Source organism: Planococcus plakortidis, assembly GCF_001687605.2.
GTDB lineage: Bacteria > Bacillota > Bacilli > Bacillales_A > Planococcaceae > Planococcus > Planococcus plakortidis.
In genome coordinates this window covers 3,184,729-3,211,052 of the sequence record NZ_CP016539.2, presented here as the reverse complement: position 1 = coordinate 3,211,052, position 26,324 = coordinate 3,184,729, and the positions used below count along the sequence as shown (strand labels likewise).

Annotated in this window: 25 protein-coding genes, 1 pseudogene and 2 riboswitches; of the genes and pseudogenes, 21 read left to right on the top strand and 5 right to left on the bottom strand. The window is 49.8% G+C overall.

Going from position 1 to position 26,324, the window contains the following annotated elements:
• Positions 1–2 precede the first annotated feature (2 nt).
• A complete protein-coding gene (ahpC, locus tag BBI15_RS15960) occupies positions 3–572 on the bottom strand; it encodes an alkyl hydroperoxide reductase subunit C (RefSeq protein ID WP_068871095.1) in 570 nt (189 codons plus the stop codon).
• 532 nt (positions 573–1,104) lie between these two features.
• On the opposite strand from ahpC, the gene BBI15_RS15955 reads away from it, so the two are divergent.
• The 11 genes from BBI15_RS15955 to BBI15_RS15905 all read left to right on the top strand — a co-directional run bounded on the left by BBI15_RS15955 (position 1,105) and on the right by BBI15_RS15905 (position 12,419).
• The gene (locus BBI15_RS15955; protein WP_068871093.1) at positions 1,105–1,830 is read left to right on the top strand and encodes a sulfite exporter TauE/SafE family protein; all 726 of its coding nucleotides are present in this window, start codon (positions 1,105–1,107) and stop codon (positions 1,828–1,830) included.
• A gap of 150 nt (positions 1,831–1,980) precedes the next feature.
• A riboswitch (SAM riboswitch) is annotated at positions 1,981–2,086 on the top strand.
• Positions 2,087–2,212: 126 nt separating this feature from the next.
• Positions 2,213–3,025: a transporter substrate-binding domain-containing protein gene (locus BBI15_RS15950; RefSeq protein WP_068871092.1), complete on the top strand. Its 813-nt coding sequence runs from the start codon at positions 2,213–2,215 to the stop codon at positions 3,023–3,025.
• Between the two features lie 21 nt (positions 3,026–3,046).
• Positions 3,047–3,766 (top strand): amino acid ABC transporter permease, encoded by a 720-nt coding sequence (locus BBI15_RS15945; RefSeq protein WP_058382321.1) that lies wholly within the window; start codon positions 3,047–3,049, stop codon positions 3,764–3,766.
• On the top strand, positions 3,766–4,503 hold the full coding sequence (locus BBI15_RS15940; RefSeq protein WP_068871090.1) for an amino acid ABC transporter ATP-binding protein: 738 nt from the start codon (positions 3,766–3,768) through the stop codon (positions 4,501–4,503). The genes BBI15_RS15945 and BBI15_RS15940 overlap by 1 nt, the downstream gene beginning before the upstream one ends.
• A gap of 41 nt (positions 4,504–4,544) precedes the next feature.
• Positions 4,545–5,498, top strand: coding sequence for a homocysteine S-methyltransferase (gene mmuM, locus BBI15_RS15935; protein ID WP_068871089.1), 954 nt, complete (start codon positions 4,545–4,547; stop codon positions 5,496–5,498).
• A 163-nt stretch (positions 5,499–5,661) separates the two neighbouring features.
• Positions 5,662–6,429 (top strand): alpha/beta hydrolase, encoded by a 768-nt coding sequence (locus BBI15_RS15930; RefSeq protein WP_068871087.1) that lies wholly within the window; start codon positions 5,662–5,664, stop codon positions 6,427–6,429.
• A 100-nt stretch (positions 6,430–6,529) separates the two neighbouring features.
• A riboswitch (SAM riboswitch) is annotated at positions 6,530–6,632 on the top strand.
• A 280-nt stretch (positions 6,633–6,912) separates the two neighbouring features.
• On the top strand, positions 6,913–8,493 hold the full coding sequence (locus tag BBI15_RS15925; RefSeq protein ID WP_068871085.1) for an ABC transporter substrate-binding protein: 1,581 nt from the start codon (positions 6,913–6,915) through the stop codon (positions 8,491–8,493).
• A 93-nt stretch (positions 8,494–8,586) separates the two neighbouring features.
• The gene (locus BBI15_RS15920) at positions 8,587–9,531 is read left to right on the top strand and encodes an ABC transporter permease (protein WP_058382326.1); all 945 of its coding nucleotides are present in this window, start codon (positions 8,587–8,589) and stop codon (positions 9,529–9,531) included.
• 23 nt (positions 9,532–9,554) lie between these two features.
• Positions 9,555–10,385: an ABC transporter permease gene (locus BBI15_RS15915; protein ID WP_068871083.1), complete on the top strand. Its 831-nt coding sequence runs from the start codon at positions 9,555–9,557 to the stop codon at positions 10,383–10,385.
• Between the two features lie 13 nt (positions 10,386–10,398).
• Positions 10,399–11,406 carry an ABC transporter ATP-binding protein gene (locus BBI15_RS15910; RefSeq protein WP_068871081.1) on the top strand — a complete coding sequence of 336 codons (1,008 nt, stop codon included), beginning with the start codon at positions 10,399–10,401 and terminating at the stop codon, positions 11,404–11,406.
• On the top strand, positions 11,403–12,419 hold the full coding sequence (locus tag BBI15_RS15905; protein WP_068871079.1) for an ABC transporter ATP-binding protein: 1,017 nt from the start codon (positions 11,403–11,405) through the stop codon (positions 12,417–12,419). Before BBI15_RS15910 ends, BBI15_RS15905 begins: the two co-directional genes overlap by 4 nt.
• Before the next feature lie 176 nt (positions 12,420–12,595).
• Here BBI15_RS15905 and BBI15_RS15900 read toward each other — a convergent pair whose 3' ends face one another.
• Complete coding sequence (locus BBI15_RS15900; protein ID WP_068871077.1) at positions 12,596–13,168, bottom strand: YdeI/OmpD-associated family protein; 573 nt, start codon at positions 13,166–13,168, stop codon at positions 12,596–12,598.
• A 156-nt stretch (positions 13,169–13,324) separates the two neighbouring features.
• Here BBI15_RS15900 and BBI15_RS15895 point away from each other — a divergent pair, with 156 nt between their 5' ends.
• From BBI15_RS15895 to BBI15_RS15885, 3 genes are all read left to right on the top strand, one after another.
• On the top strand, positions 13,325–13,810 hold the full coding sequence (locus tag BBI15_RS15895; protein WP_068871075.1) for a Yip1 family protein: 486 nt from the start codon (positions 13,325–13,327) through the stop codon (positions 13,808–13,810).
• A 386-nt stretch (positions 13,811–14,196) separates the two neighbouring features.
• Complete coding sequence (gene katG, locus BBI15_RS15890) at positions 14,197–16,446, top strand: catalase/peroxidase HPI (RefSeq protein ID WP_068871073.1); 2,250 nt, start codon at positions 14,197–14,199, stop codon at positions 16,444–16,446.
• Positions 16,447–16,654: 208 nt separating this feature from the next.
• On the top strand, positions 16,655–17,089 hold the full coding sequence (locus tag BBI15_RS15885; RefSeq protein WP_068871071.1) for a GNAT family N-acetyltransferase: 435 nt from the start codon (positions 16,655–16,657) through the stop codon (positions 17,087–17,089).
• 121 nt (positions 17,090–17,210) lie between these two features.
• Here the strand turns inward: BBI15_RS15885 and BBI15_RS15880 are convergent.
• A pseudogene (locus BBI15_RS15880) lies at positions 17,211–18,613 on the bottom strand (purine-cytosine permease family protein).
• Positions 18,614–18,984: 371 nt separating this feature from the next.
• On the opposite strand from BBI15_RS15880, the gene BBI15_RS15875 reads away from it, so the two are divergent.
• The 6 genes from BBI15_RS15875 (at position 18,985) to BBI15_RS15850 (ending at position 23,948) form a co-directional block, all read left to right on the top strand.
• Positions 18,985–19,551 carry a DUF4256 domain-containing protein gene (locus tag BBI15_RS15875; RefSeq protein WP_068871069.1) on the top strand — a complete coding sequence of 189 codons (567 nt, stop codon included), beginning with the start codon at positions 18,985–18,987 and terminating at the stop codon, positions 19,549–19,551.
• Positions 19,552–19,616: 65 nt separating this feature from the next.
• Complete coding sequence (locus BBI15_RS15870; RefSeq protein WP_068871067.1) at positions 19,617–20,105, top strand: LURP-one-related/scramblase family protein; 489 nt, start codon at positions 19,617–19,619, stop codon at positions 20,103–20,105.
• 198 nt (positions 20,106–20,303) lie between these two features.
• Positions 20,304–21,932, top strand: coding sequence for an ABC transporter substrate-binding protein (locus tag BBI15_RS15865; RefSeq protein ID WP_084632986.1), 1,629 nt, complete (start codon positions 20,304–20,306; stop codon positions 21,930–21,932).
• Positions 21,933–21,952: 20 nt separating this feature from the next.
• Complete coding sequence (locus BBI15_RS15860; protein ID WP_068871066.1) at positions 21,953–23,032, top strand: M42 family metallopeptidase; 1,080 nt, start codon at positions 21,953–21,955, stop codon at positions 23,030–23,032.
• Between the two features lie 164 nt (positions 23,033–23,196).
• Positions 23,197–23,751, top strand: coding sequence for a hypothetical protein (locus tag BBI15_RS15855; protein WP_068871065.1), 555 nt, complete (start codon positions 23,197–23,199; stop codon positions 23,749–23,751).
• Positions 23,752–23,777: 26 nt separating this feature from the next.
• Positions 23,778–23,948: a Fe3+ hydroxamate ABC transporter substrate-binding protein gene (locus BBI15_RS15850; protein ID WP_068871063.1), complete on the top strand. Its 171-nt coding sequence runs from the start codon at positions 23,778–23,780 to the stop codon at positions 23,946–23,948.
• 68 nt (positions 23,949–24,016) lie between these two features.
• Here BBI15_RS15850 and BBI15_RS15845 read toward each other — a convergent pair whose 3' ends face one another.
• On the bottom strand, positions 24,017–24,949 hold the full coding sequence (locus BBI15_RS15845) for an iron-hydroxamate ABC transporter substrate-binding protein (RefSeq protein ID WP_068871061.1): 933 nt from the start codon (positions 24,947–24,949) through the stop codon (positions 24,017–24,019).
• A 240-nt stretch (positions 24,950–25,189) separates the two neighbouring features.
• Here BBI15_RS15845 and BBI15_RS15840 point away from each other — a divergent pair, with 240 nt between their 5' ends.
• Complete coding sequence (locus tag BBI15_RS15840) at positions 25,190–25,414, top strand: hypothetical protein (RefSeq protein WP_084632983.1); 225 nt, start codon at positions 25,190–25,192, stop codon at positions 25,412–25,414.
• A gap of 75 nt (positions 25,415–25,489) precedes the next feature.
• Here BBI15_RS15840 and BBI15_RS15835 read toward each other — a convergent pair whose 3' ends face one another.
• Positions 25,490–26,215 carry an SDR family NAD(P)-dependent oxidoreductase gene (locus BBI15_RS15835; RefSeq protein WP_068871059.1) on the bottom strand — a complete coding sequence of 242 codons (726 nt, stop codon included), beginning with the start codon at positions 26,213–26,215 and terminating at the stop codon, positions 25,490–25,492.
• Positions 26,216–26,324 lie beyond the last annotated feature (109 nt).

Below are 26,324 nucleotides of genomic sequence, written 5' to 3'. Positions count from 1 at the left end.
CCTTAAATTTTGCCTACGAGGTCAAGGCTTGGCTTCAATGTGTCGCCGCCTTCTTCCCATTTAGCCGGGCATACTTCGCCTGGGTTGTTGCGCACGTATTGTGCCGCTTTGATTTTGCCGACCAGCGTGCTGGCGTCGCGGCCGATGCCGTCTGCGTTGATTTCTGCAGCTTGGACAATGCCGTCCGGGTCAACGATGAATGTGCCGCGCTGTGCAAGGCCTTCTTCTTCGTTAAGAACGTCGAATCCGCGTGAGATGCGCTGCGACGGGTCGCCGATCATCGTGTATTCGATTTTGCCGATTGCATCTGAGTGGTCGTGCCAAGCTTTGTGAGTGAAGTGAGTGTCTGTAGAAACAGAGTATACTTCCACGCCAAGCTCTTTCAATGTTGCGTATTGGCTTTGGAGGTCCTCAAGTTCAGTTGGGCAAACGAACGTGAAATCTGCCGGGTAGAAGCACACGACGCTCCATTGGCCTTTCATGCTTTCTTCCGTGACCTCGATGAATTCACCGCTTGCCGCCTGGTAAGCCGACGCGTTAAATGGTTGGATTTCTTTTCCGATCAAAGACATAAAATAATTACCTCCTGAATGTTTTTTTAGAATGACCATAATCGATAACGCAAAAAAAACTAATCGAAGTAGTTCGCTCCAATTAATATTGTTATCTGATTATAATGATTCTAATTCTATTTCCATTGTCATATGAATCGGGAGTTTTGTCAAAGAGAACCCTAATATGTAAACGTTTTCTCTAAATATAGAGAGAAAAAACACTAAATCGGGCAACGTCACTCAAAAACACTTAAGCTGAGTGAACTCTTAAGATTGTGAAAATATTATTTATCAAATATTTCAAAATAGAAAAAACTTCATCTAGAAACGCTGGTTTCTCAATGGAGCTTTCCAATTGATAGAGTGCCAGGCAAAAGAGATGCACATATAAACAATTTGTATTTGATTAGCTTATGAATCGACAGTTTCAAGAGGCCTGGCGGGTTCAATCGAATCTCCAGACTCTATAATATACCGAGCCAGCTGCATGTTAAGATGAATATGGGAAAATTAAAGAGCGGTAACTTTTATCAGAGAAAGCAGGTGTTTTATGGAATTTGCCGCATTTATCATCATCATACTGATTGCCTCAATTCTCCAGACAAGCACCGGTTTCGGGTTTTCCATTCTGGCGACACCATTTCTTTTGTTGATCTTTGAGCCGGCTGAGGCCATACAGATAAATTTGATCTTGTCTTTGCTCATTTCGCTCGCATTGATTGCAAAGGTTCGGAAAGATGTTGATATCGGCGTCTTGAAAAGGTTCATTGTCGGAAGTTCACTTGGCTTGCCTGTTGGAATGGCGGTCTTCTTGACGATTGATTTGAATAGCTTGAAACTCATTGTCAGCCTTCTTGTTTTGCTGCTGACCTTTATGCTCATGTTGAAGTTCCGGATCACTCGGAACAATAAGCGGGATCTGTTCGTCGGTGGAATTTCCGGTTCCTTGACGACCAGCATCGGAATGCCGGGACCGCCGATTCTGCTGTATTTTTCGGGAACGGAGACGAATAAAGAGACATTGCGGAGTACGACATTGGCGTTTTATCTCTTCATTTATTCGGCCAGCTTGATCATACAAGTGAGTTTTGCGGGAACAAACAAAACCGTTTGGGTCTCCAGTCTTTGGGCTATTCCTCTTGTCGCCGCAGGCCTATACTTGGGGCAATTATTATTTACGAAAATCAACCAGCAAATTTTTCGTGTTTTCACATATATCATCTTATTGTTTACAGGAAGTTATTTGCTGTTGGAGAGTGTGGGCGGGTTGCCATGAACGGTCGCTCAATTAGAAGGCAAACATGGAAAAGTGGCAAGGCTGATCTATTCGGCCGTGAATTTTTATACAAATAGTCGTTTTTTCAAAAAGTGTTTGACAGAAACAGGCATCTCAAATACTATCGTTATTATGCAAAATAAATTAAATACCTTATCCAGAGAGACCGAGGGACAGGCCCTATGACGTCCAGCAACCATCATATCCATGAGAGGTGCTAATTCCTGCAGGATGTATTCATTCTGAGAGATAAGAAATTGGTCGAAGCCTCTTTCCTATTGAAAGAGGCTTTTTTGCATCCAAAAGCAGGGCAGGCGCTCTACACAAGGCGGAAAGTCCAGCCCTATCATAAAAAAATTACACAACCAAAGGAGCTTGAATTATGAAAAGAAACGCTTATGTATTCGCAACTGCCTGTTTAGTAGGTCTTGCCGGAACACTTGCCGGCTGTTCATCGGAAGAGACGGCAAATGCTGATGGAGAGCAAGTGATCCGCGTCGGGACGCAAAATGATTACCCGCCTTTCGCTTTTGCGGATGACGCCAATCAATTGACGGGCTATGACGTGGACATGATGAAAGCCGTCGATGAACAATTGGACGGCTATACGTTCGAATACGTCGCGGTGCCGTGGGACAGCATGTTCCTTGCACTCGAGTCGAATAAAATCCAGGCCATCGCTGACCAAGTAGCGAAAACGCCGGAACGCCAGGAAAAGTATTTGTTCACCGATGAATCGTATTTCGCAGCGGAAACGGTCATTGCAGTGAAGGAAGGCCGTGAAGATATTCAAACGATTGAAGATTTGGAAGGCAAAGCGGTCGGGGCGTTGGCAGGCGATTCCTATACCTTATTGCTTGAGGAATACAATGAGACGGCCGATGAGCCGATCGAATTGAAATACAGTGAAAGCGGCAACCCATCGGAAATTCTGCAGGATGTGCAGAACGGCCGCGTCGACGCATACGTCAATGACCCGATCATGATGAACGCAGTACTGGAAAAGAATGAACTCGGCGTGGAAATTGTCGGGCAGCCTTTGGTCAATGACGATATGGGCATCGTCTTGAAAGACGAAGAAAAAGGCGAAGAGTTGAAAGCTTTGATCGACCCGATCTTGAAACAGTTGAAAGAAAATGGCACTTTGTCCGAACTGTCCGAGAAATGGACCGGCGGCGACTACATCCCTGAATAAGCTAACGGAAGGACAGAGACAATGGAAAATTTACTGGACTTGAATTTCTTGATCGAGAGCTTTCCTGCCATTATTTCCAGGCTGCCGGTCACGATCGGCATAGCAGTCGGCTCGCTGCTATTGAGTCTGGTCATCGGTGTGGCTGCGGCATTAATCAAAATCTACAAAGTGCCTGTGCTCAGTGTCATCACGTCGATCTATATTTCCTTTATCCGGGGCACGCCGTTATTGGTGCAGATTTACCTGGTGTTTTACGGGATTCCGAAAATCATTTATTTTCTCCAGAGTGAATACGGATGGCTTCAGTCGGCAGACGTCAATAGCATCGCTCCGGAATTCTATGCCTTGATGGCCTTTTCCATCAATTTGGGCGCGTATTTATCCGAGACGATCCGTTCGGCGATCGAATCGGTCGACCGCGGGCAGTTCGAAGCCGCCAAAGCGATCGGCATGACGCCTGTGCAGATGATGCTGAAGATCGTCTTCCCGCAGGCCTTGACAGTAGCGATCCCGAATCTCGGCAATATGTTCATCAGCACGATCAAAGACACTTCGCTCGTGTTTATCATCGGCGTCATCGATATCATGGGGCAGGCAAAAATCCTCGGCTCCCGCGGCTTGGCGTTCTTTGAAGTGTATATCGCCGTCTCGATCGTCTATTGGATCTTATGCATTGCCGTCGAGCGCTTATTGGTGAAGATCGAGAAACGTGCACGCAGATATGAAAGAGGGATTGCCTGATGATCAAATTGGAGAACTTGCATAAATATTACGACCGCCAGCATGTTTTGAAAGGGATTGATTTAAGCGTCGAGAAAGGTGAAGTGGTGGCGGTTCTCGGGCCAAGCGGTTCCGGGAAATCGACGCTGTTGCGCTGCATCAATTTTTTAGAAGAGCCAACGAGCGGCATCGTGGAAATCGGCGGCAAGCGGGTGGATGCGGCGGCCGCTAAGAAAAAAGAAATCTTCGCGCTCCGGACCGCCACAGGTATGGTGTTTCAGCAATATAATTTGTTCAAGAATCTGACGGTGCTGCAAAATGTCTCCGTCGGGTTGACGAGCGTCAAGCGGATGAAAAAAGACGCCGCTGACAAAAAAGGCATCGAGATGCTCGAGCAGGTCGGCTTATCGAATAAACTGAGCCATTACCCTGCGCAATTGTCCGGCGGCCAGCAGCAGCGCGTCGGCATCGCCCGTGCGCTCGCTTTGGACCCGGAAGTGCTATTATTCGACGAACCGACGTCTTCTCTGGACCCGGAACTGGTCGATGAAGTATTGGCCACCATCCGCCGCGTCGCGGACACCGGCAAAACAATGTTCATCGTAACCCATGAATTGAGTTTCGCGCGGGAAATTTCAGACCGCGTCATCTTTATGGAAGACGGCGTCATTATCGAGCAAGGCACGGCTGAGCAAATTTTCACCAAGCCCGCCGTCGAAAGAACGAGGCAATTTTTAGGGAAAGCCGTCCAAGGCTGAAAAATAAAGTGTAACGACTGAGAGCGGAAGGATGATTTGGAATGAACCCGATTGAACAGATATTGAACGAGTTCCCGGTCCTGATTGTGGACGGGGCGATGGCGACAGAGCTTGAGAACTACGGATGCAATTTGAATGATTCCTTATGGTCCGCGAAAATATTGATTGAAAATCCGGAGTTGATCAAGAAAGTGCATGTGGATTATTTCGAAGCGGGAGCGGACTGTGCCATTACGGCCAGTTACCAGGCGACCATTGAAGGCTACCGGGAAAGAGGGCTGACAGAATCACAAGCGATCGCGTTGATCACGAAATCTGTCCAGCTGGCAACGCAAGCACGCGATGAGTTTTGGGACGCTGCAGCGGATCGTTCGGATAGGCCGAAGCCTTTAGTGGCGGCCTCTGTCGGCCCGTACGGTGCGTTTTTATCGGACGGGTCTGAATACCGCGGCGGCTATGCGATTGGCGAAGAGCAATTGGCTGCATTCCACAGAGAGCGCATCCGTGTGCTGGTCGAAGCAGGGGCGGATGTGTTAGCATGTGAAACTTTGCCATGCCTCGTGGAAGCGAAAGCGATCGTAAGCGTGCTGGAAGAATTTCCGCAAGTGTCTGCCTGGTTCACGTTCAGCGCGAAAGATGAGTTCCATATTAGCGACGGGGAGCGGATTGCAGATTGTGCGAACTGGCTCGATGTCCAGCCGCAAGTGGCGGCGATCGGCATTAATTGCACAGCGCCGCAATTTATCGGATCCTTGATCCAGGAAGTGAAAAGCGCATCTTCCAAACCGGTCATCGTCTATCCGAATTCCGGCGCCACTTACGACCCGGTAAGCAAAACCTGGAGCGAAGAACCGTCGGCTGGTGCGTTTTCAGCCAATTCGAAAGCCTGGCATGAAGCAGGAGCTGACATCATTGGCGGCTGTTGCAGCACGACGCCCGCTGATATTGCAGCGATTGCGTCATGGGCGCGCCAAGGGAAGCCTTCGGAAGTTTAAAGCATTAAGGGAGCGCCTGGTGTGGTTGATCGTTCATTTTATAAAACCTAGTTGACAAGTAGGTTTTAAATATAGTCTAATGTGAATAAGCTTTTTTCGCACTACTTCACATTAGGGGCAGCTAGTGGGCCTCCTGATTTTAAACAGCTGAAGGAGGGATTGCATGAACGAACAATATCCTGTCATCCAAGGGGCAGAAGCCTTCTTTCTGAAAGGCGGCAGCACCGGCATCCTATTGTGCCACGGGTTTCTCGGCACGCCGCAAAGCGTCAGGGAATTAGGCGAAGCGCTCGGCAAGCAAGGCTATACGGTTTCCTGTCCGCGGCTGCCGGGCCATGGCACCCATTTCAAGGACCTGCAACCATTCTCTAATGAGGACTGGTTCCAGAGTGTCGAGCAGGCCTATTTAGAACTCAAGCAAACATGCACATCGGTCTTTGTCATTGGGCAATCGATGGGCGGCACCTTGAGCTTGGATCTGGCCAGCCGCCATTCTGAAATCCAGGGCATCGCGTTGATCAATCCGGCGATCGACATCCCGCAATTTGAAACTTACCGCAGCCGCCCGGCCCATGCTTACGTCACAGAAGATGCGCCCGATATCAAAAAAGCGGATGCGGTGGAAATCACTTACGGGCAAGCGCCGGTCAAAGCGTATCAGCAATTGCTCGGCTATATGGATGCTGTCCGCGCAAAGCTCGGCGAAGTCCACTGCCCGGTTGTGTGTTTCCAGTCGCTTGAAGATCATGTCGTACCGCCAGCCAACACCGATTATATTCTCGGCAAGGTCGGTTCAGAACACGCGTTCAAGCACGAACTCCATAATTCCTATCACATCGCTTCCATGGACCATGAATTGGATTTTATCGTCGCCAAATCTATTGAATGGATCGAACAGTCGAGTGTTTTGCCGACAGGACGGCAAGCGTAAACCAAATCGAATTTCAACGTCATGTAAATAAATTCAATTTCTTCAAAATAATGTTGACAAGCTGGATCAAGGGCCGTAACATGAACTTTACAATTTAATCATCTTATCGAGATTGACTGAGGGACTGGCCCTGAGACGTCAAAGCAGCAGACCGCAATGCGGCACTGTGCTAATTCCTTGTACCGCGAGTACAGAGATAAGAGAGGCGATCGAACGTATGAAACCACTCCTCTTCTTGTCGAAAAGAAGAAGGGGTTTTTTTATTACGTTAAAACCAAGTAAACAGGTAAGATAAATTATTTTTAGCGAAGGAGGTGCCTTCAGTGGACAAATGGTTTTCGAAATCCCGTCGGAGCTTGAGCGGCAGATTGGCGCATCAACACTTCGACGCTTCATTGAAAATCTGGGAACTTGGATAGGCTTTTAAGCAGTTGCATACATACTCGAAGCATCATTATTTTTTAAATCATAAGGAGGAACATCGTGAAGAATATCATCTTTTTAGTTATCACGTTAATTGCACTTATCGGATTGGCCGGTTGTTCCGGCAGTGAAGCAAGCCCATCAGATTCAGGCGCAGCTTCAGAACCTGTAGAAGGCGGAGAATTGAATGTGGCGATCGGCGCAGATCCGAACACGCTCGATTGGATGTATACAGGGGAAAGTGCCGCTCGCAAAATCGGCTGGCATATTTATGAAGGCTTGTTTGCCTTGAACCAGGATTTTGAAGCGGCACCGCTGCTCGCAGAAGATTATGAAGTGAGTGAAGACGGAAAAACCTACACGATTGCTTTGCGTGAAGGCGTAACTTTCCATAACGGGGAACCAGTAACGGCAGAAGATGCCAAAGCGTCCATCGAACGTTGGCTGAAAGTGTCATCTGTCGGCAAGATCACCAACGACCACGTTGAGTCCGTGGAAGCAGACGGTTTGCAGTTAACCATTCAATTGAACAAAGCCTATAGCTCTTTACTTTCCGACTTGGCTGCCCCAAAATCGGCTGCCGTCATCTTGCCGAAAGAGGTCGCTGAAGCGGCCGGCGAAAAGCCGCTCGACCATGACCAGTATATCGGCACCGGGCCTTTCCAGTTTGATTCGTGGAAGCGCGGCGATGAAATCGTACTTTCCAAATACGACGACTATGCATCCAGAACCGATGAGACAAGCGGTTTGACGGGAGAGAAAAAAGCGTATGTGGATTCGGTCCATTTCAAGATCGTCAAAGACCCTCAAGTGGTGGTTAATGGCTTGAAAACCGGGCTTTACGATTTCGGCGATGAAGTGCCGCTCGATTTGTACGAAGTGATTGAAAGCACGCCGAATATCGAAGCAGGCACCGCCACTAACGGCTATACAGTGTTGACGCCGGATAAATCGGAAGCGCCTTTCGATGACCTGCAAGTGCGCCAGGCATTGAACGCGGCGCTCGATAAAGAAGCAATTGCCAAAGCGACATACGGAAACGAGGAATTTTACGAATTGGACGGCGCTTTGTTCACGCCGAACCAAACCGCACTATATTCGGAAGAAAACACAGACGGCTTCCTGTCCTATGATGTGGAGGAAGCGAAACGCTTATTGGCAGAAAGCAGCTACGACGGCGAACCGATCAAAATCATCTTCTCAAGCGATTCCAACGACTATAAGAAAATTGCCGAGATCGCTGAACAGCAGCTTGAAGCAGCCGGCTTTGCGGTCGAGCTGGAATCCTATGAATGGGCAACATACCTTGAGAAATGGGGAGAGGCTTCCAATTGGGATCTAGTGGTCGTTGGATGGTCCCCGTTCTTCTCGCCGAACCAGGCAGGCATGTTGAGCCAGGATTCGAACAGCAGCGGCTGGTACAACAGTGAGAAATGGCAGGAGCAAATCGCCAAGTGGGCACAAGCGGAATCCGAGGAAGAGCGACAGCAGATCCTCGCCGGCTTGAACGAAACGCTCTATGAAGAATTGCCGTTTGAAAAAGTGACGAACATCTCGAACTTGAATGCGCGCACAACCGATATCCACGACTATAGCGAATGGTACGGCCCGCGCTTCTGGAATACGTATAAAACCAATTAACGACGAGCCATCAAACAGGATAATTAAGAGAAGAAAATCGTCAGGAACGATGCTGGCGATTTTCTTCCTTTTATGGAGAAGGGGGAACACGCAATGCTGAACTACACGATTCGCCGGTTGTTATCGGTGATTCCCGTCATGCTGGTCGTCAGTGTCATCGTCTTTATGATCGTTCATCTGACGCCCGGCAACCCGGCGTTCCTCATTTTAGGGGAGGACAGTTCACCGGAAGCGATTGCTGATTTGGAGCGTGAACTGGGCTTGGACCAAGCGCTGTACGTCCAATTTTTCAATTGGTTTTCACAAGTCATCACGGGGGATCTCGGAACTTCCGTTTACTCTTCGCAATCGGTGACCTCGCTGATCGCTGAGAACTTCGGGCCGACCTTCAGCCTGATGGCGCTATCGACGGTGATTTTGCTCGCCATTGCCATTCCGGTGGCGATCCTCATCGTCGCGCTGCGCAAGACCGTCTTGGATCCGATTTTCACATCGGTTTCCTTGTTCGGTGTATCTGTCCCGGAATTCTGGCTCGCGACGCTATTGGTGCTTGGCTTCGGCGTCGCGCTGCCGATCTTTCCGGTAGCTGGCTATGTGCCGTTTGCGGAAGGGGCGGATGCGTGGCTTCACCATATCCTCTTGCCGTCGTTTGTGCTGGCGATCGTCGAAGTGGGTATCATCGCCCGGATGCTGCGCGACAGCATGCTCGATTCGGTCAATCAGGATTACATCAAAACGGCGCGCGCGAAAGGTGTCAAGGAACGCGAAGTATTGATGCGCCATGTCTTCGTCAATGCCTTGATCCCAACGACCACAGTGCTCGGCGCTACGGTGGCCGGCTTGCTCGGGGGCACGGTCATCATCGAGACTTTGTTCACGATTCCGGGCATCGGCCAGCTCTTGGTCGATTCCATCCATCGCCGCGATTACCCTGTCGTACAGGGAATTGTCCTGTTCATTGCCGGCATTTATGTGTTCGTCAATCTGTTAGTGGATTTGCTCTATACATTCCTCGATCCGCGGATCCGCTATGATTGAACATTTGGAAGGAGACAAAACCGATGCTTACTAAGAAAACGAATCTATTGGCACTCGCCATGCTGGTACTTGTCGCGCTTGCAGCGATCACCGCCAGTTCCTGGCTGCCGTTTTCGCCAGCCGCGATTTCCCCGGAACAGCGCTTGACCGGCCCATCATCAGCGCATTGGTTCGGCACTGACGATTTCGGGCGCGACATTTTCTCGCGGACCATCGTCGCCGCTCGGGTTTCTTTGTCTGTCGGCGTCGTCGTTGCGGTGCTATCGACGGTCATCGGCACCGTGATTGGCTTAATCTCCGGCTATTTCCACAAAGTGGATTTTGTGCTGATGCGAATCATTGACGGCTTTCTGGCATTTCCGGCGCTAATCCTTGCGCTTGCGCTGGTCGCGGCACTTGGCGGCAGCATCACCAATATCATCATCGCTCTGACACTGGCATTTTTCCCGGTCATGGCGAGAGTCGTCCGCTCGGCGACGCTGCAAGTGAAAAACCAATCCTATATCGAAGCGGCACAGACGACCGGATCGAGCCATGCGGTAATTATTTTTAAATACATATTGCCGAATATTTTGTCCCCGGTCATCGTCCAAAGCACCTTCATTTTCGCGAAAGCCATTTTAGCGGAAGCGGCTCTCAGCTTTCTTGGCGTAGGGGTCAACCCGTCCACACCGACTTGGGGCAATATGCTGCAGGAAGCACAGATTTACGTGACCATCGCGCCTTGGTATTCCATTTTCCCGGGCCTTGCGATTGTCATCACCGTTCTGGCTTTGAACTTGCTCGGCGATGGGCTAAGAGACAGTTTTAATCCACATCAAGCGAAACGCAAGCGCAAAACGAAGCTTGCCTGAAAGGGGTATTCGAATGCTGCAAGTAGATAATCTTCATGTCCATCTCGATACACCGGGCGGCCTCGTGAAAGCGGTCGACGGCGTGTCCTTCTCCATCCAAAAAGGAGAGACCATCGGCATCGTTGGGGAGTCGGGGAGCGGCAAAAGCGTGCTCGCCCATTCCTTGATGAAGCTCAACCCGGAACCGCCTGCACTATATCCGGAAGGCACGATCTATTTTGAAGGCCAGCCGGTATTGGAGATGGGCAAGACGGAACTGAGAAAACTGCGGGGCAATGACATCGCCATGATTTTTCAGGATCCGATGTCGAGTTTGAATCCCGTATCCAAAATCGGTAAGCAATTGATCGAAGCCATTCAAGCGCATCAAAAACGGCCGAAACAGCAAGCACGCGAAAAAGCGATTGAGTTATTGGAAGACGTCGGCATTGCCGATGCCAAAGCGCGCATGAACAGCTACCCGCATCAATTTTCGGGTGGAATGCGCCAGCGTGTCTTGATCGCCATGGCGCTTGCTTCCAATCCGAAACTATTGATTGCGGATGAGCCGACGACGGCGCTGGATGTCACGATACAGGCGCAAGTTTTGGATTTGCTGAAGGGCATACAGGAAAAATACGGCACGGCCATTCTCGTCATCACCCACGATCTCGGCGTCGTGGCTCATTTAGCTGACCGCATCTTGGTCATGTATGCCGGGAAAATCGTTGAATCGGGAAGTGCTGAAGATATCTTCTATAGAACGTCGATGCCGTATACGTGGTCGCTCTTGCGTTCGGTCCCGGTCATTCGGGAAGGCGGCCCAGAGCGACTCATCCCGATCGACGGGCAGCCGCCGAGTTTGATCGACCGGCCGGCAGGATGCGCGTTCGAACCGAGATGCCCGTTCGCACGGGACGCATGCCGGCAAGTTGATCCGCCGCTGGAGCGTCGCGAAGACACTCATTCGGCAGCGTGCATTCTCTCAAGCAATGAATTCGAAGAACGGAAAAACCAATTGGAAGAGGTGCTGACAACATGAGCGCATTATTGGATATCAAAGGGCTGCATGTCCATTTCCCCGTCAAAAAAGGCTTGTTGCAGCGCGAAAAAAGCTACGTCAAAGCGCTTAACGGCATCGACCTCCAAGTCCGAAAAGGCGAGACGCTCGGCATCGTCGGCGAATCGGGCTGCGGGAAAAGCACACTCGCGAGAAGCATCGTCGGCCTGCAACAACCGACCTCGGGAGAAATCCTGTTCCACGGAAAAGATTACGCCGAAGCCAGCGCCAAAGAACTTCATGGCATGCGGCGCAATGTCCAAATGATTTTCCAGGATCCCTACACCAGTTTGAATCCGCGCATGAAGATCGGAGACAGTGTCGCGGCGCCGTTGAAAGCCTATAAAAAAACCGAGCGGCTGGAATCGAGGGTCAAGGAATTGCTCGAACTGGTCGGGTTGAACCCGGACACGCATTACGATAAACTGCCGCATGAGTTTTCAGGCGGCCAGCGGCAACGTGTCGGCATAGCGCGCGCCCTGGCCCTGGAGCCTGAGCTGCTGATTTGTGATGAGCCCGTCAGTGCACTGGATGTTTCGGTGCAGGCCCAAGTCATCAATTTGCTTCAGGATCTGCAGAAGCAATTGGGCTTGACCTATGTTTTCATCGCGCATGACTTGTCCGTCATCAATCATTTGGCTGACCGGGTGGCGGTCATGTATTTAGGAAAAGTGATGGAGAAATCGGAACGGGGCGCGTTCCATACGAAAGTCCAGCATCCGTATACGCAATCCTTGCTGTCGGCAGTGCCGGTCCCAGACCCGCTGCTCGAGCGCGGAAGGGAGCGCATCGTCTTGAAAGGCGAGTTGCCGTCACCCGCCAACCCGCCGAGCGGCTGCGTGTTCCATACGAGATGCCCGATGGCTACCGAACGCTGCAAAACGGAAGTGCCGGCGCTCGAACCGAGAGGGCTCTCGGGCCAGGAAGTCGCCTGTTTTTATCCGCTTGTCGAAGCACAGCCGCTCGATGCGGCGAAAGATCCGCTATATGTATAGAAGAAAAAGCATCCTTCCCGGCACAAGCGCTAAGAAGGATGCTTTTTTCGGTGGAGATGCCAGCATTTTTTGCCAAGGTTGAGCCCTCATAAAGTTCTACCTAAAAAAGGTAGAAATATCTACCTAACAAAAGTAGAAACATCTACCCAACAAAGGTGGAAACATGCGAGAAGCTTTTACTCATCCAATAAGCGCCCATTGTCGTGCCATTGCCCGTACATGTTATTGGCGCGTGTGTTCTCAACGAATTTCTCCAGCCGCTTGTCGAATAGTGCGCGGTCATAGTTTTTATAGCCTTGGATATTGTCGATCCGGATCCGGCGATATAGTTCAGGGAAGTTCAAGAAGTTTTCGTAGACTTGCGGGTCTTGCTTCAAAGCGGATTCGATTTCTTCGTCGATCGAAAAAGACTCGGGCCGCATATCAGGGAGCACGCGGCGCCCTTGTTCAGTCATCAAGCCCAATTTCTCCAGCCTCCTAACACGCTCTTTGTTCAATTCGGTCCAATTGCTCTTTTTCCGGCGCGGTGAAAACCGCTGCGCCAATTCCTTGCTGTCGGTCTTTTTCGTGATGCCGTCAATCCAGCCAAAGCATAAGGCCTCTTCCACGGCATCCAAATAAGAAATCCCTTCCGGCCGTTCTTTGGTCCCGATTAGCACCCAGCAAAATTTCGCTGAAGCTGAATGTTCCTCCAGCCATTCCCTCAATTCCTGCCTAGAGCTTGCGCGAAGCAAATATTCAATTTCCACTTGGCATGGCTCCTTTCTCAATTGGCTGTTCGGTTATCATTTCTCCCTCAATTTTACTCCTTTCACAAAATAGAAAGGGTATTCAAAAGATATGAAGAAACATAGGGATAAAGTTTTAATTCACGGCAATCATCGAAAAGAGGGGAGGAAGAAATCATGGTAAGGGAAGAGCGAATAAAAAATGAGCGCGGGCTGAATCCATTCACGGATATATGGCTGCGTACGCGTGAAACTGTCCGGTTCGTCATTGAACAAAAATCATTCAAGTTCATCATACTGCTCATCGTCCTCACAGGCTTTGCTTCCGGCTTGATCGGGATGATGAACGAACGAAGCTCTGAAATGGCGCCTTGGGCAGCGATTCTGCAGGCATTGGTGACCGGGCCGATCGGCAGTGCGTTCGGTTATTTTCTCGGCGCTGCGGTCCTGGTGCTTGTCGGCCGATTGTTTAAGGGAACGGCGACCTATCAGGACATGTTCAAGGCACTGGCCACAGCCCAAATTCCGCAGATCTGGCTATTGCCGCTGTTGATCATCTGGCTACTGGCATCACCGGACACATTCCTGGCCGATCGCACGGACGTGGAAGGGAGCCCGATTGTTGCCATCATGTCCATCGTCATGGCGGTCGTCTCCATCTGAACATTCATCATCGTCTGCAAGGCGGTAGGCGAAGCGCACCAGGTGTCGTCCTGGAAAGGATTTTTCATCGTCGTGCTGCCGGGCATCCTCATTACCATCATCGTTTTGATTCTCGTTTTTGTGCTGTTCGCGTCATTCTTCAATGAACTTTTCTAGCAATTGGGGACCGGAAGTATTTATATAGGAAAGAACTTGGATAACTCTTTCTGTATTAAAAAGGGCAGAAAAGATTTGCCCTTAATTTCAGTCAAATTGCTGTTCAGTTCGGTTCTAGTTTAGTATAATTCTAATGTAAGAATCATTATATGAAATTAGCAACACCCTGTAACACAAGTGTTGGGCAGAAGTTTACCTTTTTTTATTATCAATTGGGAGGTTTTTAGAAGATGGATAACAACGAACAAAAGCGTCACACAGCTGCATCCGATGCACAATGCCCATTCACGGGCGCCGGCGGGCAACAGCCGACTGACCAAACGGGCGGACACCAGGACAGCGCCATCACGACTTCAAATAAACCAGGCAAAACGCAAAATAAAGACTGGTGGCCGAATATGCTGAATTCGAATATTCTGCACCAGCATGACACGAAATCGAACCCTCTGGGGGTTGAATTCGACTATAAAGCGGAATTCGAAAAATTGGATTACGAGGCATTGAAACAAGATCTTCGTGATTTGATGACCAACAGCCAGGAATGGTGGCCGGCGGATTATGGCCATTACGGCGGATTGTTCATCCGCATGTCTTGGCACGCGGCAGGTACTTACCGGACAACGGATGGCCGCGGGGGCGGTTCTACCGGCAACCAGCGTTTCGCGCCGCTTAACAGCTGGCCGGATAACGTCAACTTGGACAAAGCGCGCCGTTTGCTTTGGCCGATCAAGAAAAAATACGGAAACAAAATCTCATGGGCTGACTTGCTCGTTCTGACGGGCAACGTGGCACTTGAATCGATGGGCTTCAAGACTTTCGGTTTCGGTGCAGGCCGCGAAGATATCTGGGCGCCTGAAGAAGACGTCTATTGGGGCAACGAAAAAGAATGGCTTGCGGACAACCGCTATTCCGGCGACCGCGAACTGGAAAACCCGCTCGCAGCCGTACAAATGGGCTTGATCTACGTAAACCCTGAAGGGCCGAACGGAAAACCGGATCCGCTTGCAAGTGCAGTGGATATCCGCGAGACGTTCGCGCGCATGGGGATGAACGATGAGGAAACAGTTGCTTTGATCGCTGGCGGCCACACCTTCGGTAAAGCGCACGGTGCTGGAGACCCATCAAACGTAGGCGACGATCCGGAAGCGGCCGTCATGGAAAACATGGGACTGGGCTGGAAGAGTTCATACGGCTCCGGAAAAGGCCGCGACACGATCTCAAGCGGTATCGAAGGCGCATGGACAGCCAATCCGACACAATGGGACAACGGCTACTATGAGCAGTTGTTCGAATACGAGTGGGAATTGACGAAATCCCCTGCCGGCGCTTACCAATGGACAGCGGTAGACCTGTCTGAAGGCCAGATGGCACCGGATGCGGAAGATCCGTCCATCAAAGTGAAGACGATGATGACGACTGCCGATATGGCGCTTCGCATGGATCCGGAATACGAAAAAATTTCACGCCGTTACTATGAAAACATGGATGAGTTCCAAGATGCGTTCGCGCGCGCTTGGTATAAGCTTCTTCACCGCGACATGGGGCCGAAAGTCCGCTACTGGGGACCGGAAGTGCCGGAAGAAGAGTTGATCTGGCAAGATCCTGTACCGGCTGCGCCTGGAACATTGACAGACAAGGAATTGGATGAACTGAAAGCGAAGATCCTGGAAAGCGGCATCAACCCGCAGCAGCTCGTCAAAGCAGCCTGGGCTTCCGCAAGCACTTTCCGCGGTTCCGACAAGCGTGGCGGCGCAAACGGTGCACGTATCCGCTTTGCACCTCAGTGCAGCTGGGATGCCAACGAGCCGGCGGAACTCGAAAAAGTGCTCAGCTTCTACGAAGAATTGAAAGCCAGCACAGGCGATAAAGTAAGCATCGCCGACTTGATCGTCCTCGGCGGTAATGTGGCGATCGAACAAGCGGTCAAAGCAGCCGGTTTCGATATCGACGTTCCATTCACACAAGGCCGCGGAGACGCGCTCGAAGAGCAAACCGATGCTGAGAGCTTCAAAGTGCTTGAGCCGCTATCCGACGGTTTCAGAAACTACCATAAGAAAGAATACGCAACAAGCCCGGAAGAAATGTTGTTGGATAAAGCACAATTGCTTGGCCTGACAGCTCCGGAAATGACCGTTCTTGTCGGCGGCATGCGCGCGCTTGGCGCAAACCACGAAGGTTCTACAGCAGGCGTCTTGACTGACAACGTCGGCGTCTTGACCAACGACTTCTTCACGAAGCTATTGGACATGGACATCGAGTGGGCACCGGTCGAGTTCAATAAATACGAAGGCAAAAACCGTGCAACTGGCGAATCCGCCGGCACTGCAACGCGCATTGACCTCGTATTCGGCTCGAACTCCATCCTGCGTGCGATTTCTGAAGTCTACGCACAAGACGACAACAAAGAAAAGTTCGTCCGCGACTTCATCAAAGCATGGAACAAAGTGATGAACGCCGATCGCTACGATCTGCAGAACTAAATGAGACACCGACCGGCCAGCACCTTGCTGGCCGGTTTTTTGTGTCTTTATTCGCCTGGCAGAATAGATTTCAGAAAAATGTAATTTCTTGTTGGGTTTAATGATAAACTGGAAAATAAGAGCCATCATGTCGAGAACTATAAGAGTGCGTATTCGGTTGAAACGCGAGTTGCTGCAGTGCAAATTGAATGAGGAGCGAGGAAGGAAAATGATCCAGTTAAAAGAAGTCGACCGCCATAATTTTTTCGATGTCATCGGTTTGACAGTGGCAGAACACCAAAAGACCTTTGTGGCAACGAACGTCTTTTCCTTGGCACAGGCGAAAGCCTATCCCGAATGTATATGTTCAGCCGTCTACCATGACGATGAACTCGTCGGATTCACGATGCATTGCCTGGACCCCGATGACCAGGAGTATTGGATTTACCGCTTGATGATAGATGCCAATCACCAGGTAAAAGGCTATGGAAAGGCGGCGATGGAACGGCTCATCGCCGAGCTCCAGCAAGATGGGAGCCGTCACGTGATCTACCTCAGTTTTGAACCGGACAATGAAGGAGCCAGAAAACTATACGAAAAGCTTGGCTTTGTGCCAGACGGTCGCATCATCGACGGGGAAATCGTCTATAAACTGGTTTATTGAAAAACGCCCGTTGCATCAAGTGATGCAGCGGGCGTTTTTGATGTGAAAAGGAGAAAGATAGTTCCTATTGGTAAGTTGAGGAGATAATGGGTGTATCTTCTTGCGATAAAGTCATAGCTATTTATTTGCCGGAGCGGGTTGCGATATGGTCCTCGATGTCCACATCCGTCGGTTCTGTTTTCATGTAGTATTTACCTTTTGTCAAAGCCGCCAGCACCACTGTCAGAATTGCAGCGAGCACAGCGGCGAAGAAAGCCGCAGTATTTTGCAGGAATGGCCCTATATAGCCGAGTGCCGCAAACGTGCCGAGGCCGCTCGAGATGACCAGCGCTACAACGCCTACGGGATTCCATCTATACAGGTATTCCTGGCGGGCTTCATAGAACAAGGGCCCGATCTTCAACCATTTCTTGACGATCATGGCATCCGCGACGATGACAGCTGCCCAGGCGAGCAAAAAGACACCCTGGAAGGTCATCGCAGTGCCAAGATGGTCGACAATGCCGCCGAGCATCAAGGCAATGGCGGACAAGGCCGTGACGACGATCCAGAACCGTCTGCCAGGTGTAAAGTTGAAAATATTCTCGAAAAAGTTCGATAGCGACAAGGAACCGCTGTAAATGTTCGTGATATTGATACGCAGCTGCGTAAGCAAAGTGAACATGACCCCGCCGAAGCCAAGCAATAGCACGATATAGACGCCCGGATTGGATTCACCAAGGCGCACGCCGAACCAGATGCCAAGGCCGCCCATGACGCCAAAGCAGAAAATCTGTGGAATTAAGCCGATCATGACCGAGCCAAGTTTAACGTCTTTCGGTTTCAAAAAGCGGGCATAATCCGAGGCAAGCAGGGCCGTCAAGCCCATGATGCCGTGCTGCATGCCGATGCACAGTAATAATGCCGCACCGCCTACTTGGACGCCTTCCGGCAAATAAGTCCAGAATGCGCTGTCATAGCCCGACGGCGTATTGAAGGTTACGATGATGGTGACCAGGAGGAACACCAGGAAAATCGGCAAAGACCATTTTTGCAGTTTGTCTAATTGTTTGATGCCAAACCAATTGAGTGGAATGACCAGAAGCCCAAAAAAGATAATAAGCGCCCATTCGGGATAGAGGGGAAGAACGTATGGACTGCAGCGACCAGGATCAGGCCTTCGAATGCGCAGTACATGATAAAGTTTGATGCGTAGATTAAGGAGGTTAAAGAGGCTCCGATATAACCAAATCCACCACTTCTGGATAATAGATTGACATTCATCCCTGATTTTGCCGACAGATAGGCAATAACCGTCCCGAGAATCCCTGCAACAATAATCGCGTAAACAGCGGAAATAATGGCGTTCACAGCCCCGAATTGAAGGGCCATAACACTGCCGGTCTGGAAGTAGAATATAGCAGTCGCGATTCCGAACGTGATGTTGGTGATGCTGAGCCAGCCCATCTTCCGTTCTTCGCGGGGCACGCGGTCCAAGGAATAATCATCTTGCCCTTCTGCGTGTTCTTGTACATTTGAGTCCATGGCTTCGTCTATAGTAGTAATCATTTCTTTTGTGATATCAATCATCTCCTATATATCCTCATTATCACTCCTGCCCATTTTTATTCTTTCTGCCACAATTTTCACTATTTAAGCATAACAAAGAATTAAGTGAATTTGTTCGCGATATGCTGATTTTTAATATTTTATTAGTAAATTTCTTTTATTTTCAGGTATTTAAGCTATAACACTATAGAAAATAAGGATGATTTATTAGGAGACAGCCAGCAGCAAGGCGTGAAAAAAGTGAATCCTTTAACGACGATTTGCCGTAAATAAAGGAAATCAGGCTTAAATAGCCAACTCAATATACAAGACATATATGCGGTGAAAAGAAATGGAGGAAAAGATCTATGGCACAGCCTCAAGAGTTTCTATCCGATGAACAGCGGCGAACTTTGCTCGAAATCCTAAAACAGCGCTTTGAAGAAAACGAACAGCGTCACGAAAAGATGGGCTGGGACAATGTCCTCCTGAAGCTGGATGAAAACCCGGAGAAACTTTTCGTGTTGCATAAGATGGAGGAGACCGGCGGCGAACCAGATGTCATCGGCTATGAAGCGGAGACCGGCATGTTCTTGTTTTGCGATTGTTCAAAGGAAAGCCCCGCAGGCCGCAGGAGCCTTTGCTATGACCGGGCAGCGCTTGAATCGCGTAAAAAGAACAAGCCTGAAAGTTCAGCGGTCGACAGGGCGGCTGAGATCGGCATTGAATTATTGACAGAAGAACAGTATAGGCTGCTACAGACCTTGGGGGAGTTCGATTTGAAGACGTCGAGCTGGCTTGAGACGCCCCAGGAAATCCGGGAGCGCGGCGGGGCGATTTTTGGTGATTGCAGGTATGGGCAAGTGTTTGTCTACCATAACGGGGCGGATTCCTATTATGCGGCAAGAGGCTTCCGGGGCATATTGAAAGTTTAGAAGGCCATGAATGTTTCACGTGGAACAGGAATTTTGAAAGAGCGGAAAGAGAAAGGGGAGCGAGAATGAAACAACTCTTCATTAAACAGAAAGTGTTCAGCTTGAGCGAAAAATTCACCGTGAAAGATGAACAGGAAAGAGATCGTTATTTTGTGGAAGGCAGCTTTTTGAAAATCCCGAAGACCTTTTCGATCTTGGACGCGGGAAATCAGGAAATCGGCGTGATCACAAAAAAGACTTTCAGTTTTCTACCGACCTTTTTTGTGGAAGTGGACGGGCGAGATGCGGTCATGATCAAAAAAGAGTTCACTTTCTTGAAGCCTCGCTATGCTATCGAGGCGGAAGACATCGATGTGCAGGGAAATTGGTGGGAAATGACTTTTGATATCCTTCAGCACGGGCAAGTCATCGGTTCGGTCAGTAAGCAATGGCTCAGCTGGGGGGACACTTATCAAGTAGATATCCTGGATGAAACGAAAGAACATCTCATCATTTCGCTCGTCGTGGCGATTGATTGCGTAAAAGCTGACCAAGCCGCTGCCGCTTCCAGCTGATGGCCGACTATAATGATTAAGTTGATAATAGCTTACGACACTCACTCTATAGGTGGGTGTTTTTTTAATGCATATTAATAAAAATCTGAAAAAATAGATTTGATAATTAATTCCAATAAATTTATACTTAGAGCTATCTTCCTTTCTCTAAAACTTTACCATGCTAGAGAAAGAGAGCGAAAAGGAGGCGGAAGCCGGTTGGAGAAGAAAATTCGTAACTTATTTTATTTTTTCATCGCATTCGGAATTGTATTATTGGCTGGATGTTCAAGTGACAACGCACAAGACGAGGCCGGCACTGCATCGGAAGACGAGAAAAGCGGCGGGACCTTGGTTTATGGGCGCGGCGCCGACTCGGTCAGTTTGGACCCGATCAATGTGACAGATGGCGAATCGATCCGGGTCACGCACAATATATATGAAACACTTTTGGAGTATGATCACAATCTGGAGCTTCAGCCGAAACTGGCGACAGAATACAGCTCGAGCGAAGACGGCTTGACTTGGACATTCCAGCTGCGTGAAGGTGTGAAGTTCCATGACGGCACCGATTTTAACGCAGATGCGGTCGTCTTTAACTTCGAGCGCTGGATGGACCCGGAAAACCCATACCATGAAGGGGATTTCCCTTATTATCCATTCCTGTACGGCGGATTTAAAGGGGACGACAACCACTTGATCGAATCGGTGACGGCGACAGGCGAACACGAACTGGAAATCGTGTTGAAGCGAAAAACTGCGCCATTCCTCAGCTATTTGGCGATTTCCATGTTCGGGATTGCAAGCCCTGCAGCAATCGAACAATACGGGGCAGGCATCGGGGAGAACCCGGTCGGCACAGGGCCGTTCAAATTCGAGGAATGGAACCGCAACAATACCATCACGCTGTCCAAGAACGAGGAGTATTGGATGGATGGCAAGCCTTATCTTGACCAAGTCATTTACCAAGTCATCCCAGAGAACTCTGCACGCCTGAATGCCCTGCAGACAGGGGAAATCGATATTTTGGATGGGATGAACGCAAGCGATACAGGGATTGTCGAAAACACGGACGGCATCGAGTTGATCAAGCGCCCAAGTTTCAACATCGGCTATATGGCATTCAATATGGAAAAAGAGCCATTTGACGATCCTTTGGTGCGCAAGGCCATCAATATGGCGATCGATAAAGAAGAAATCGTCGATGCCTTCTATAACGGATTGGCTGACCCGGCGACGAGTCCGTTGCCACCGTCTCTCTGGAGCCATGACGAGTCACTGGAGAAATACGATTACAATGTGGAAGAAGCGAAGAAGTTGTTGGCGGAAGCCGGCTTCGAGGACGGTTTTACGACGGAATTGCACACGATGAGCAACCCGCGCCCTTATTTGCCGGAACCGATGAAAATTGCGGAAGCGATCCAATCGGACTTGGCGGAAATCGGCATCACGGCAGAAATCGTGTCGTCTGAATGGGCGACTTATTTGGAAGACACGAAGAACGGCAAGCACAGCATGGCGATGTACGGCTGGACGGGTGTCATGGCAGATCCGGACAACTTCCTCTATCCGAACCTCAGCAAAACGAACGCCGAAGTGCCGGCACAAAACATCGCGTTCTATAAGAGCGACGAATTCACGTCCTTGATTACGGAAGCGCGTGAAACGATCGACCAGGACAAGCGGACAGAGCTGTACCAGGAAGCCCAGCAATTGTTCCAGGAAGACGCCCCGTGGGTGATGCTCGCCTATACGACACCGCCTTTGGCACAGAGCGATTATGTGGAAGATTACAATCCGCATCCGATGAGCAACGATTTAATGACCGATGTGTATCTATCAAACTAAGTAGCTGGAGTTGAACCGTTTTGTATAAAGTATTGAAGGAGTTATGTGGATTGGTGGGGCCAAGCGGCTTCGAACAAGATGTACAACGCTATATAAAGAATGAAATAGAAGGGAAAGTGGCATCTTGCGAAGTGGATCCGCTCGGCAACATCATCGCGACGATTCCCGCAACGGATGCTTCCTTGCCGTCGATTCTGCTTGCTGCGCATTCAGATGAAATCGGCTTTATAGTGAAAAAGGTCGAACCGAATGGCACGCTGCGCTTTGAACAGCTCGGCGGTTTCGACAACCGCACCTTGCTGGCCCAGCCGGTAACGATCAAAGGCAATCACGGTTATATTCAAGGCGTGATCGGAACGCTCGCTGTCCATTACGTGAAATGGGACGACCCGAAGCGCATCGCTTCGCACCGGGATTTGTATATCGATATCGGGGCGGCTTCGCCTGAAGAAGTCGCGCAAATGGGCGTCCGGGTCGGCCAGCCGGTCAGCTACGGCAGCGAATTGAAGCTGATCGGCGATGCCAAGCAAAACCGCGTCGTCGGAAAAGCCCTGGATGACCGGGCAGGCTGTGCCGTCTTATTGGAGTTGATCGAGCAATTTCATCAACAAGACGGTTTGGCGCATGGCGATATCCATTTCGCATTCACTGTGCAGGAAGAAGTCGGGCTTCGCGGCGCTTCCGTCTTGAGCGCGAATTTGCAGCCGGATTTCGCCTTGGCGATCGATACGACACCGACCAGCGACACGAACGATGTCCTCATGACCGGCACCCGGAAACTGGGCGCTGGGCCGTGCATCAAGATTACGGATAAATCCTTGATCTCGCATCCTTTGGTGACGGGGCTATTGGAGAAAGTGGCCACCGAGCAAGCGATTCCGTATCAACAGGAAATCTTTATGGGCATCGGCACAGATGCAGGAGCGATCCATATGACCCATAAAGGCGTCTCGTCCGGCGTCATCTCGATTCCGTCCCGTTATACGCACACGCCGATCGAAATCGTTGATCTGGAGGATTTGGATCACACCGTCGACTTGATGAAACATTTTATTTTGTCGTCGAATGAATTAAACGGAAAAAGCTTCTTGGATACTTAATCAGATTTCCAAAACGCCTTTTGCTTGCGAACCTTCGGGGACGTGAGGGAAAAGGCGTTTTCCTTTCGGGAAAGGCCATGAGTTTCAAATGGGTTTCCTCAAATTCCAGAAAATTGAAACTTCCTGACGGTTATTTCGTATGATTAATAAAGGAGATGGCCGATATGCAGAAGGGAGCAAAAAAATTAAAGTTGGGCCTGGCGGCTTTGGCCGTGCTCATGGCAGTATTCGTTGTTTCAGGCTGTGCGCATGCGAAAGCGGACGATCCGAAAATCCAGACGATTGAGCGCGTATTGGAGCTGCAATTCAACGGGCCGGACAAGGAGTTTCTGAAAGTGATGTGGAATCCTGCGAACAAACAAATCATTGACGGCGTTGAAGTGAACGAGGCATTCGACCAGCTGGTGGAGGACCAGTACGGGCCGTATTTCACCGACAAGGAGTTGGACCAGTTCATACGGGTGTTCGGTACCTATTTTCCGGGGCTGGCCGATATTTATGGCTATGAGCTGCGCCTGGAAGACGCAGACATCGAGGTAAGCGAAACGGTGGCGGATCGTTACGTGTTTACGGCAGAAGTGGCGTTTCAGAAAAGAGGCGGGAAAGAACAGCGTGCCGAAGTGGAAGGCTTCGTCCTGTTTTCGGGCATACAGGAAGGCAAAATCGGCAAGTTCACCTACACAAGTGACCAAGGGTTATCGGAACGATTGAGGCAATGACAAACCCAAAGCGGGAGGGCTGGGCGATGTTGAATAAAGCACCGGAATGCCAAGTATGCGGTAAGGAAATCGAAGGTGATGAAGTAGTACATATCCAAATGCGCTACCCGAAACGTAAAGGGTTCGCGGAGGTCAAAGCGTATTTAAAACTGGAGGGCAAGTTTACGTGTGATGTGTGCGCTAAAAGCAAAACATAACGAAAGCCCCCGTCCGAACGGCTTCCGGGGGGTAATGGAAGGCCGTTCGGACGGGGGCTTTCATATACCTAATTTCCGGCAAGGAAGCCTTCTTCAAAGATGCCGAGCAAATAGTCAAGAGTGATGGGATCGCTATACGTCGAAGCTTTCGTATTGATTTCAATGACGCGCTCTTCGCTTACGGCCGGGACATTGTTCCAGACTTCGGTTTCCATGAAAGAGTTGTCGACATCCGGGTTTTTGCTGAGGACGACGTAATCCCCTGCAAATTCAGGCAATACCTCGAGCGAGAAGGTGTGCACGCCCGCTTCAAGTGCCAGTTCCTCGACTTTTTCAGGCATATTCAAGCCCATTTCCTGATAGAGGATTTCGGTGCCGCGTGCATAATTATCACCGAATACATAGAATTCCTTATTGCCGGTTTCGATGACAGAAACAGTCGAGTCTTCACCGATGTTGGCGCGGATTTCTTCCCCGGCAGCTTGTGCGCGGCTTTGGAAATCAGCGACCCAATCCGTCGCTTCCTGTTCTTTATTGAGCAATTTGCCGATTTCGACTTGCTGCTTCAAATAGTCGAGCTTGCCCCACGTGAAGGCGACGGTCGGTGCGATTTCGCTCATCTTGTCGAGGTTTTTCATGTGGGTGCCCGCAATGATGAGGTCCGGATCCAATTCGATGATTTTCTCCAGATTGTCTTCCGTGACGATTTCGACGCCGGACAGCATATCTTCAAACAGCGGGTTGGCATTGGTCCATTCGTCGATGCCGACGATATTGCCTTCAAGCGCCAAGACATTCGGCCCGTTCGTCAAAGCAATGATGCGCTGCGGGTCTGTCGGCACTTCGACAGCACCTGTTTCCGATTCGTATGTAAATGTTTCTGCTGCTGCGTCTTGTTCCGGTTCTGCAGCGCCTGTGTCTTCAGCTGATTCAGCAGAGCCACAAGCAGCGAGTACAGCCAATAACAGTAAAAGCACGAACAATAATCCTGATTTCTTCAAGTTCTTCTTCTCCTTTTTCGCGAACGATCAATCAATAATGATAATCATTTTCAATTAGATTTATAATTATCGTACGTCTAAGTCCTTTCGTTGTCAATAAACTTCTAAAAAATGTATGAAAACAGGTAATGTGTAAGATAGAGATTAAGGCAGGAATTGCTGCCCTACATGCTCTCATGGCAAAACTTTATCTCTGGGTCCTAAATGCCCACATATCAAATGCAGGAAGGGGAGAGTGGGATGTCAAATATGGGGATGTTCGGCACGGGCAGTTGGGTAATGATCGTCTCAGTGCTGTTATTTGTAGCCAGCTTCTACTTTACATTAACGTTTTTCGAGCATTTGAAATCGGAAGATGAGCGCCTAAGCAAACAAGCAAAAATCGCGGCCGTGATTTGTTTGGGCGCCGCGTTATTGCTGCCGGCTGTTTATCAGCTGTATTTTGTGAATGAAATGATGCGGTAGATTTGCGCTTGGACATCAAAAAACCGAAATCCCCATGGAAGATTTCGGTTTTTGCCATAAGAATAGATCTTTAAGTCATTGTGCGGTATAGCCGCCATCGACGACGAGGCTTGAGCCGGTCATGAAACTGGAGTCATCCGATGCGAGGAACAGCACGGCTTTCGCCATTTCCTCGGATTGGCCGAGCCGTTTCATCGGTGTCATTTCCTTCAGGATGTCCTTGCTTTCTTCGGGAATGATCGGCGTATCGATGAACCCTGGGCAAAGTGCATTGACGCGAATGTTCTGGTCGGCGTATTCCAGCCCGAGCGAACGCGTCAAATTGACAACCCCGCCTTTCGCTGCGTTATAGGCAGCGGACCCTGGAGAGCCGACCCAGCCATACATCGAAGCGGTATTGACGATGACGCCGCCGCCATTTTTTTGGAAGGCGCGGATCGCTTCACGTGCGACGAGGAACACGCCGTCCAAGTCGACGTTGACGGTCTTGCGCCATTCGTCGTAAGACAGTTCGTGGGTCGGCGTTACTTTGCCGATGCCGGCGTTATTGAAAACGATGTCGATTTGCCCGTATTTTTCCGTAGCTTGCGCATAAACGTTTTGGACCTGTGCTTCATCGGTGATATCCGCTTTGATGAACAAGGCGTCCGGCAGTTCGGATGCAAACGCCTGGCCTTTTTCTTCATTCAAGTCGACCAGCACCAGTTTAGCGCCTTCTTTCGCGAAAAGCTGTGCGGTGGCTGCACCGATTCCTGAAGCCCCGCCTGTGATGACCGCTGTCTTTCCTTGCAATTTACCCAAAATGATCTCCTCCTGGTTTTTAGATTTACGAGCCATAATATAGGTTCTACATGGATAATGGAACCTCTTCTTCTATGTTATCTTGAATTCAAGATAATTGTCACTAAAC

What these genes read in the sequence shown, in the direction of transcription:
- ahpC (WP_068871095.1), bottom strand. Translation starts at nt 572, where the DNA reads ATGTCTTTGATCGGAAAAGAAATCCAACCATTTAACGCGTCGGCTTAC.
- BBI15_RS15955 (WP_068871093.1), top strand. Translation starts at nt 1,105, where the DNA reads ATGGAATTTGCCGCATTTATCATCATCATACTGATTGCCTCAATTCTC.
- BBI15_RS15950 (WP_068871092.1), top strand. Translation starts at nt 2,213, where the DNA reads ATGAAAAGAAACGCTTATGTATTCGCAACTGCCTGTTTAGTAGGTCTT.
- BBI15_RS15945 (WP_058382321.1), top strand. Translation starts at nt 3,047, where the DNA reads ATGGAAAATTTACTGGACTTGAATTTCTTGATCGAGAGCTTTCCTGCC.
- BBI15_RS15940 (WP_068871090.1), top strand. Translation starts at nt 3,766, where the DNA reads ATGATCAAATTGGAGAACTTGCATAAATATTACGACCGCCAGCATGTT.
- mmuM (WP_068871089.1), top strand. Translation starts at nt 4,545, where the DNA reads ATGAACCCGATTGAACAGATATTGAACGAGTTCCCGGTCCTGATTGTG.
- BBI15_RS15930 (WP_068871087.1), top strand. Translation starts at nt 5,662, where the DNA reads ATGAACGAACAATATCCTGTCATCCAAGGGGCAGAAGCCTTCTTTCTG.
- BBI15_RS15920 (WP_058382326.1), top strand. Translation starts at nt 8,587, where the DNA reads ATGCTGAACTACACGATTCGCCGGTTGTTATCGGTGATTCCCGTCATG.
- BBI15_RS15915 (WP_068871083.1), top strand. Translation starts at nt 9,555, where the DNA reads ATGCTTACTAAGAAAACGAATCTATTGGCACTCGCCATGCTGGTACTT.
- BBI15_RS15910 (WP_068871081.1), top strand. Translation starts at nt 10,399, where the DNA reads ATGCTGCAAGTAGATAATCTTCATGTCCATCTCGATACACCGGGCGGC.
- BBI15_RS15905 (WP_068871079.1), top strand. Translation starts at nt 11,403, where the DNA reads ATGAGCGCATTATTGGATATCAAAGGGCTGCATGTCCATTTCCCCGTC.
- BBI15_RS15895 (WP_068871075.1), top strand. Translation starts at nt 13,325, where the DNA reads ATGGTAAGGGAAGAGCGAATAAAAAATGAGCGCGGGCTGAATCCATTC.
- katG (WP_068871073.1), top strand. Translation starts at nt 14,197, where the DNA reads ATGGATAACAACGAACAAAAGCGTCACACAGCTGCATCCGATGCACAA.
- BBI15_RS15885 (WP_068871071.1), top strand. Translation starts at nt 16,655, where the DNA reads ATGATCCAGTTAAAAGAAGTCGACCGCCATAATTTTTTCGATGTCATC.
- BBI15_RS15875 (WP_068871069.1), top strand. Translation starts at nt 18,985, where the DNA reads ATGGCACAGCCTCAAGAGTTTCTATCCGATGAACAGCGGCGAACTTTG.
- BBI15_RS15870 (WP_068871067.1), top strand. Translation starts at nt 19,617, where the DNA reads ATGAAACAACTCTTCATTAAACAGAAAGTGTTCAGCTTGAGCGAAAAA.
- BBI15_RS15855 (WP_068871065.1), top strand. Translation starts at nt 23,197, where the DNA reads ATGCAGAAGGGAGCAAAAAAATTAAAGTTGGGCCTGGCGGCTTTGGCC.
- BBI15_RS15850 (WP_068871063.1), top strand. Translation starts at nt 23,778, where the DNA reads ATGTTGAATAAAGCACCGGAATGCCAAGTATGCGGTAAGGAAATCGAA.
- BBI15_RS15840 (WP_084632983.1), top strand. Translation starts at nt 25,190, where the DNA reads ATGTCAAATATGGGGATGTTCGGCACGGGCAGTTGGGTAATGATCGTC.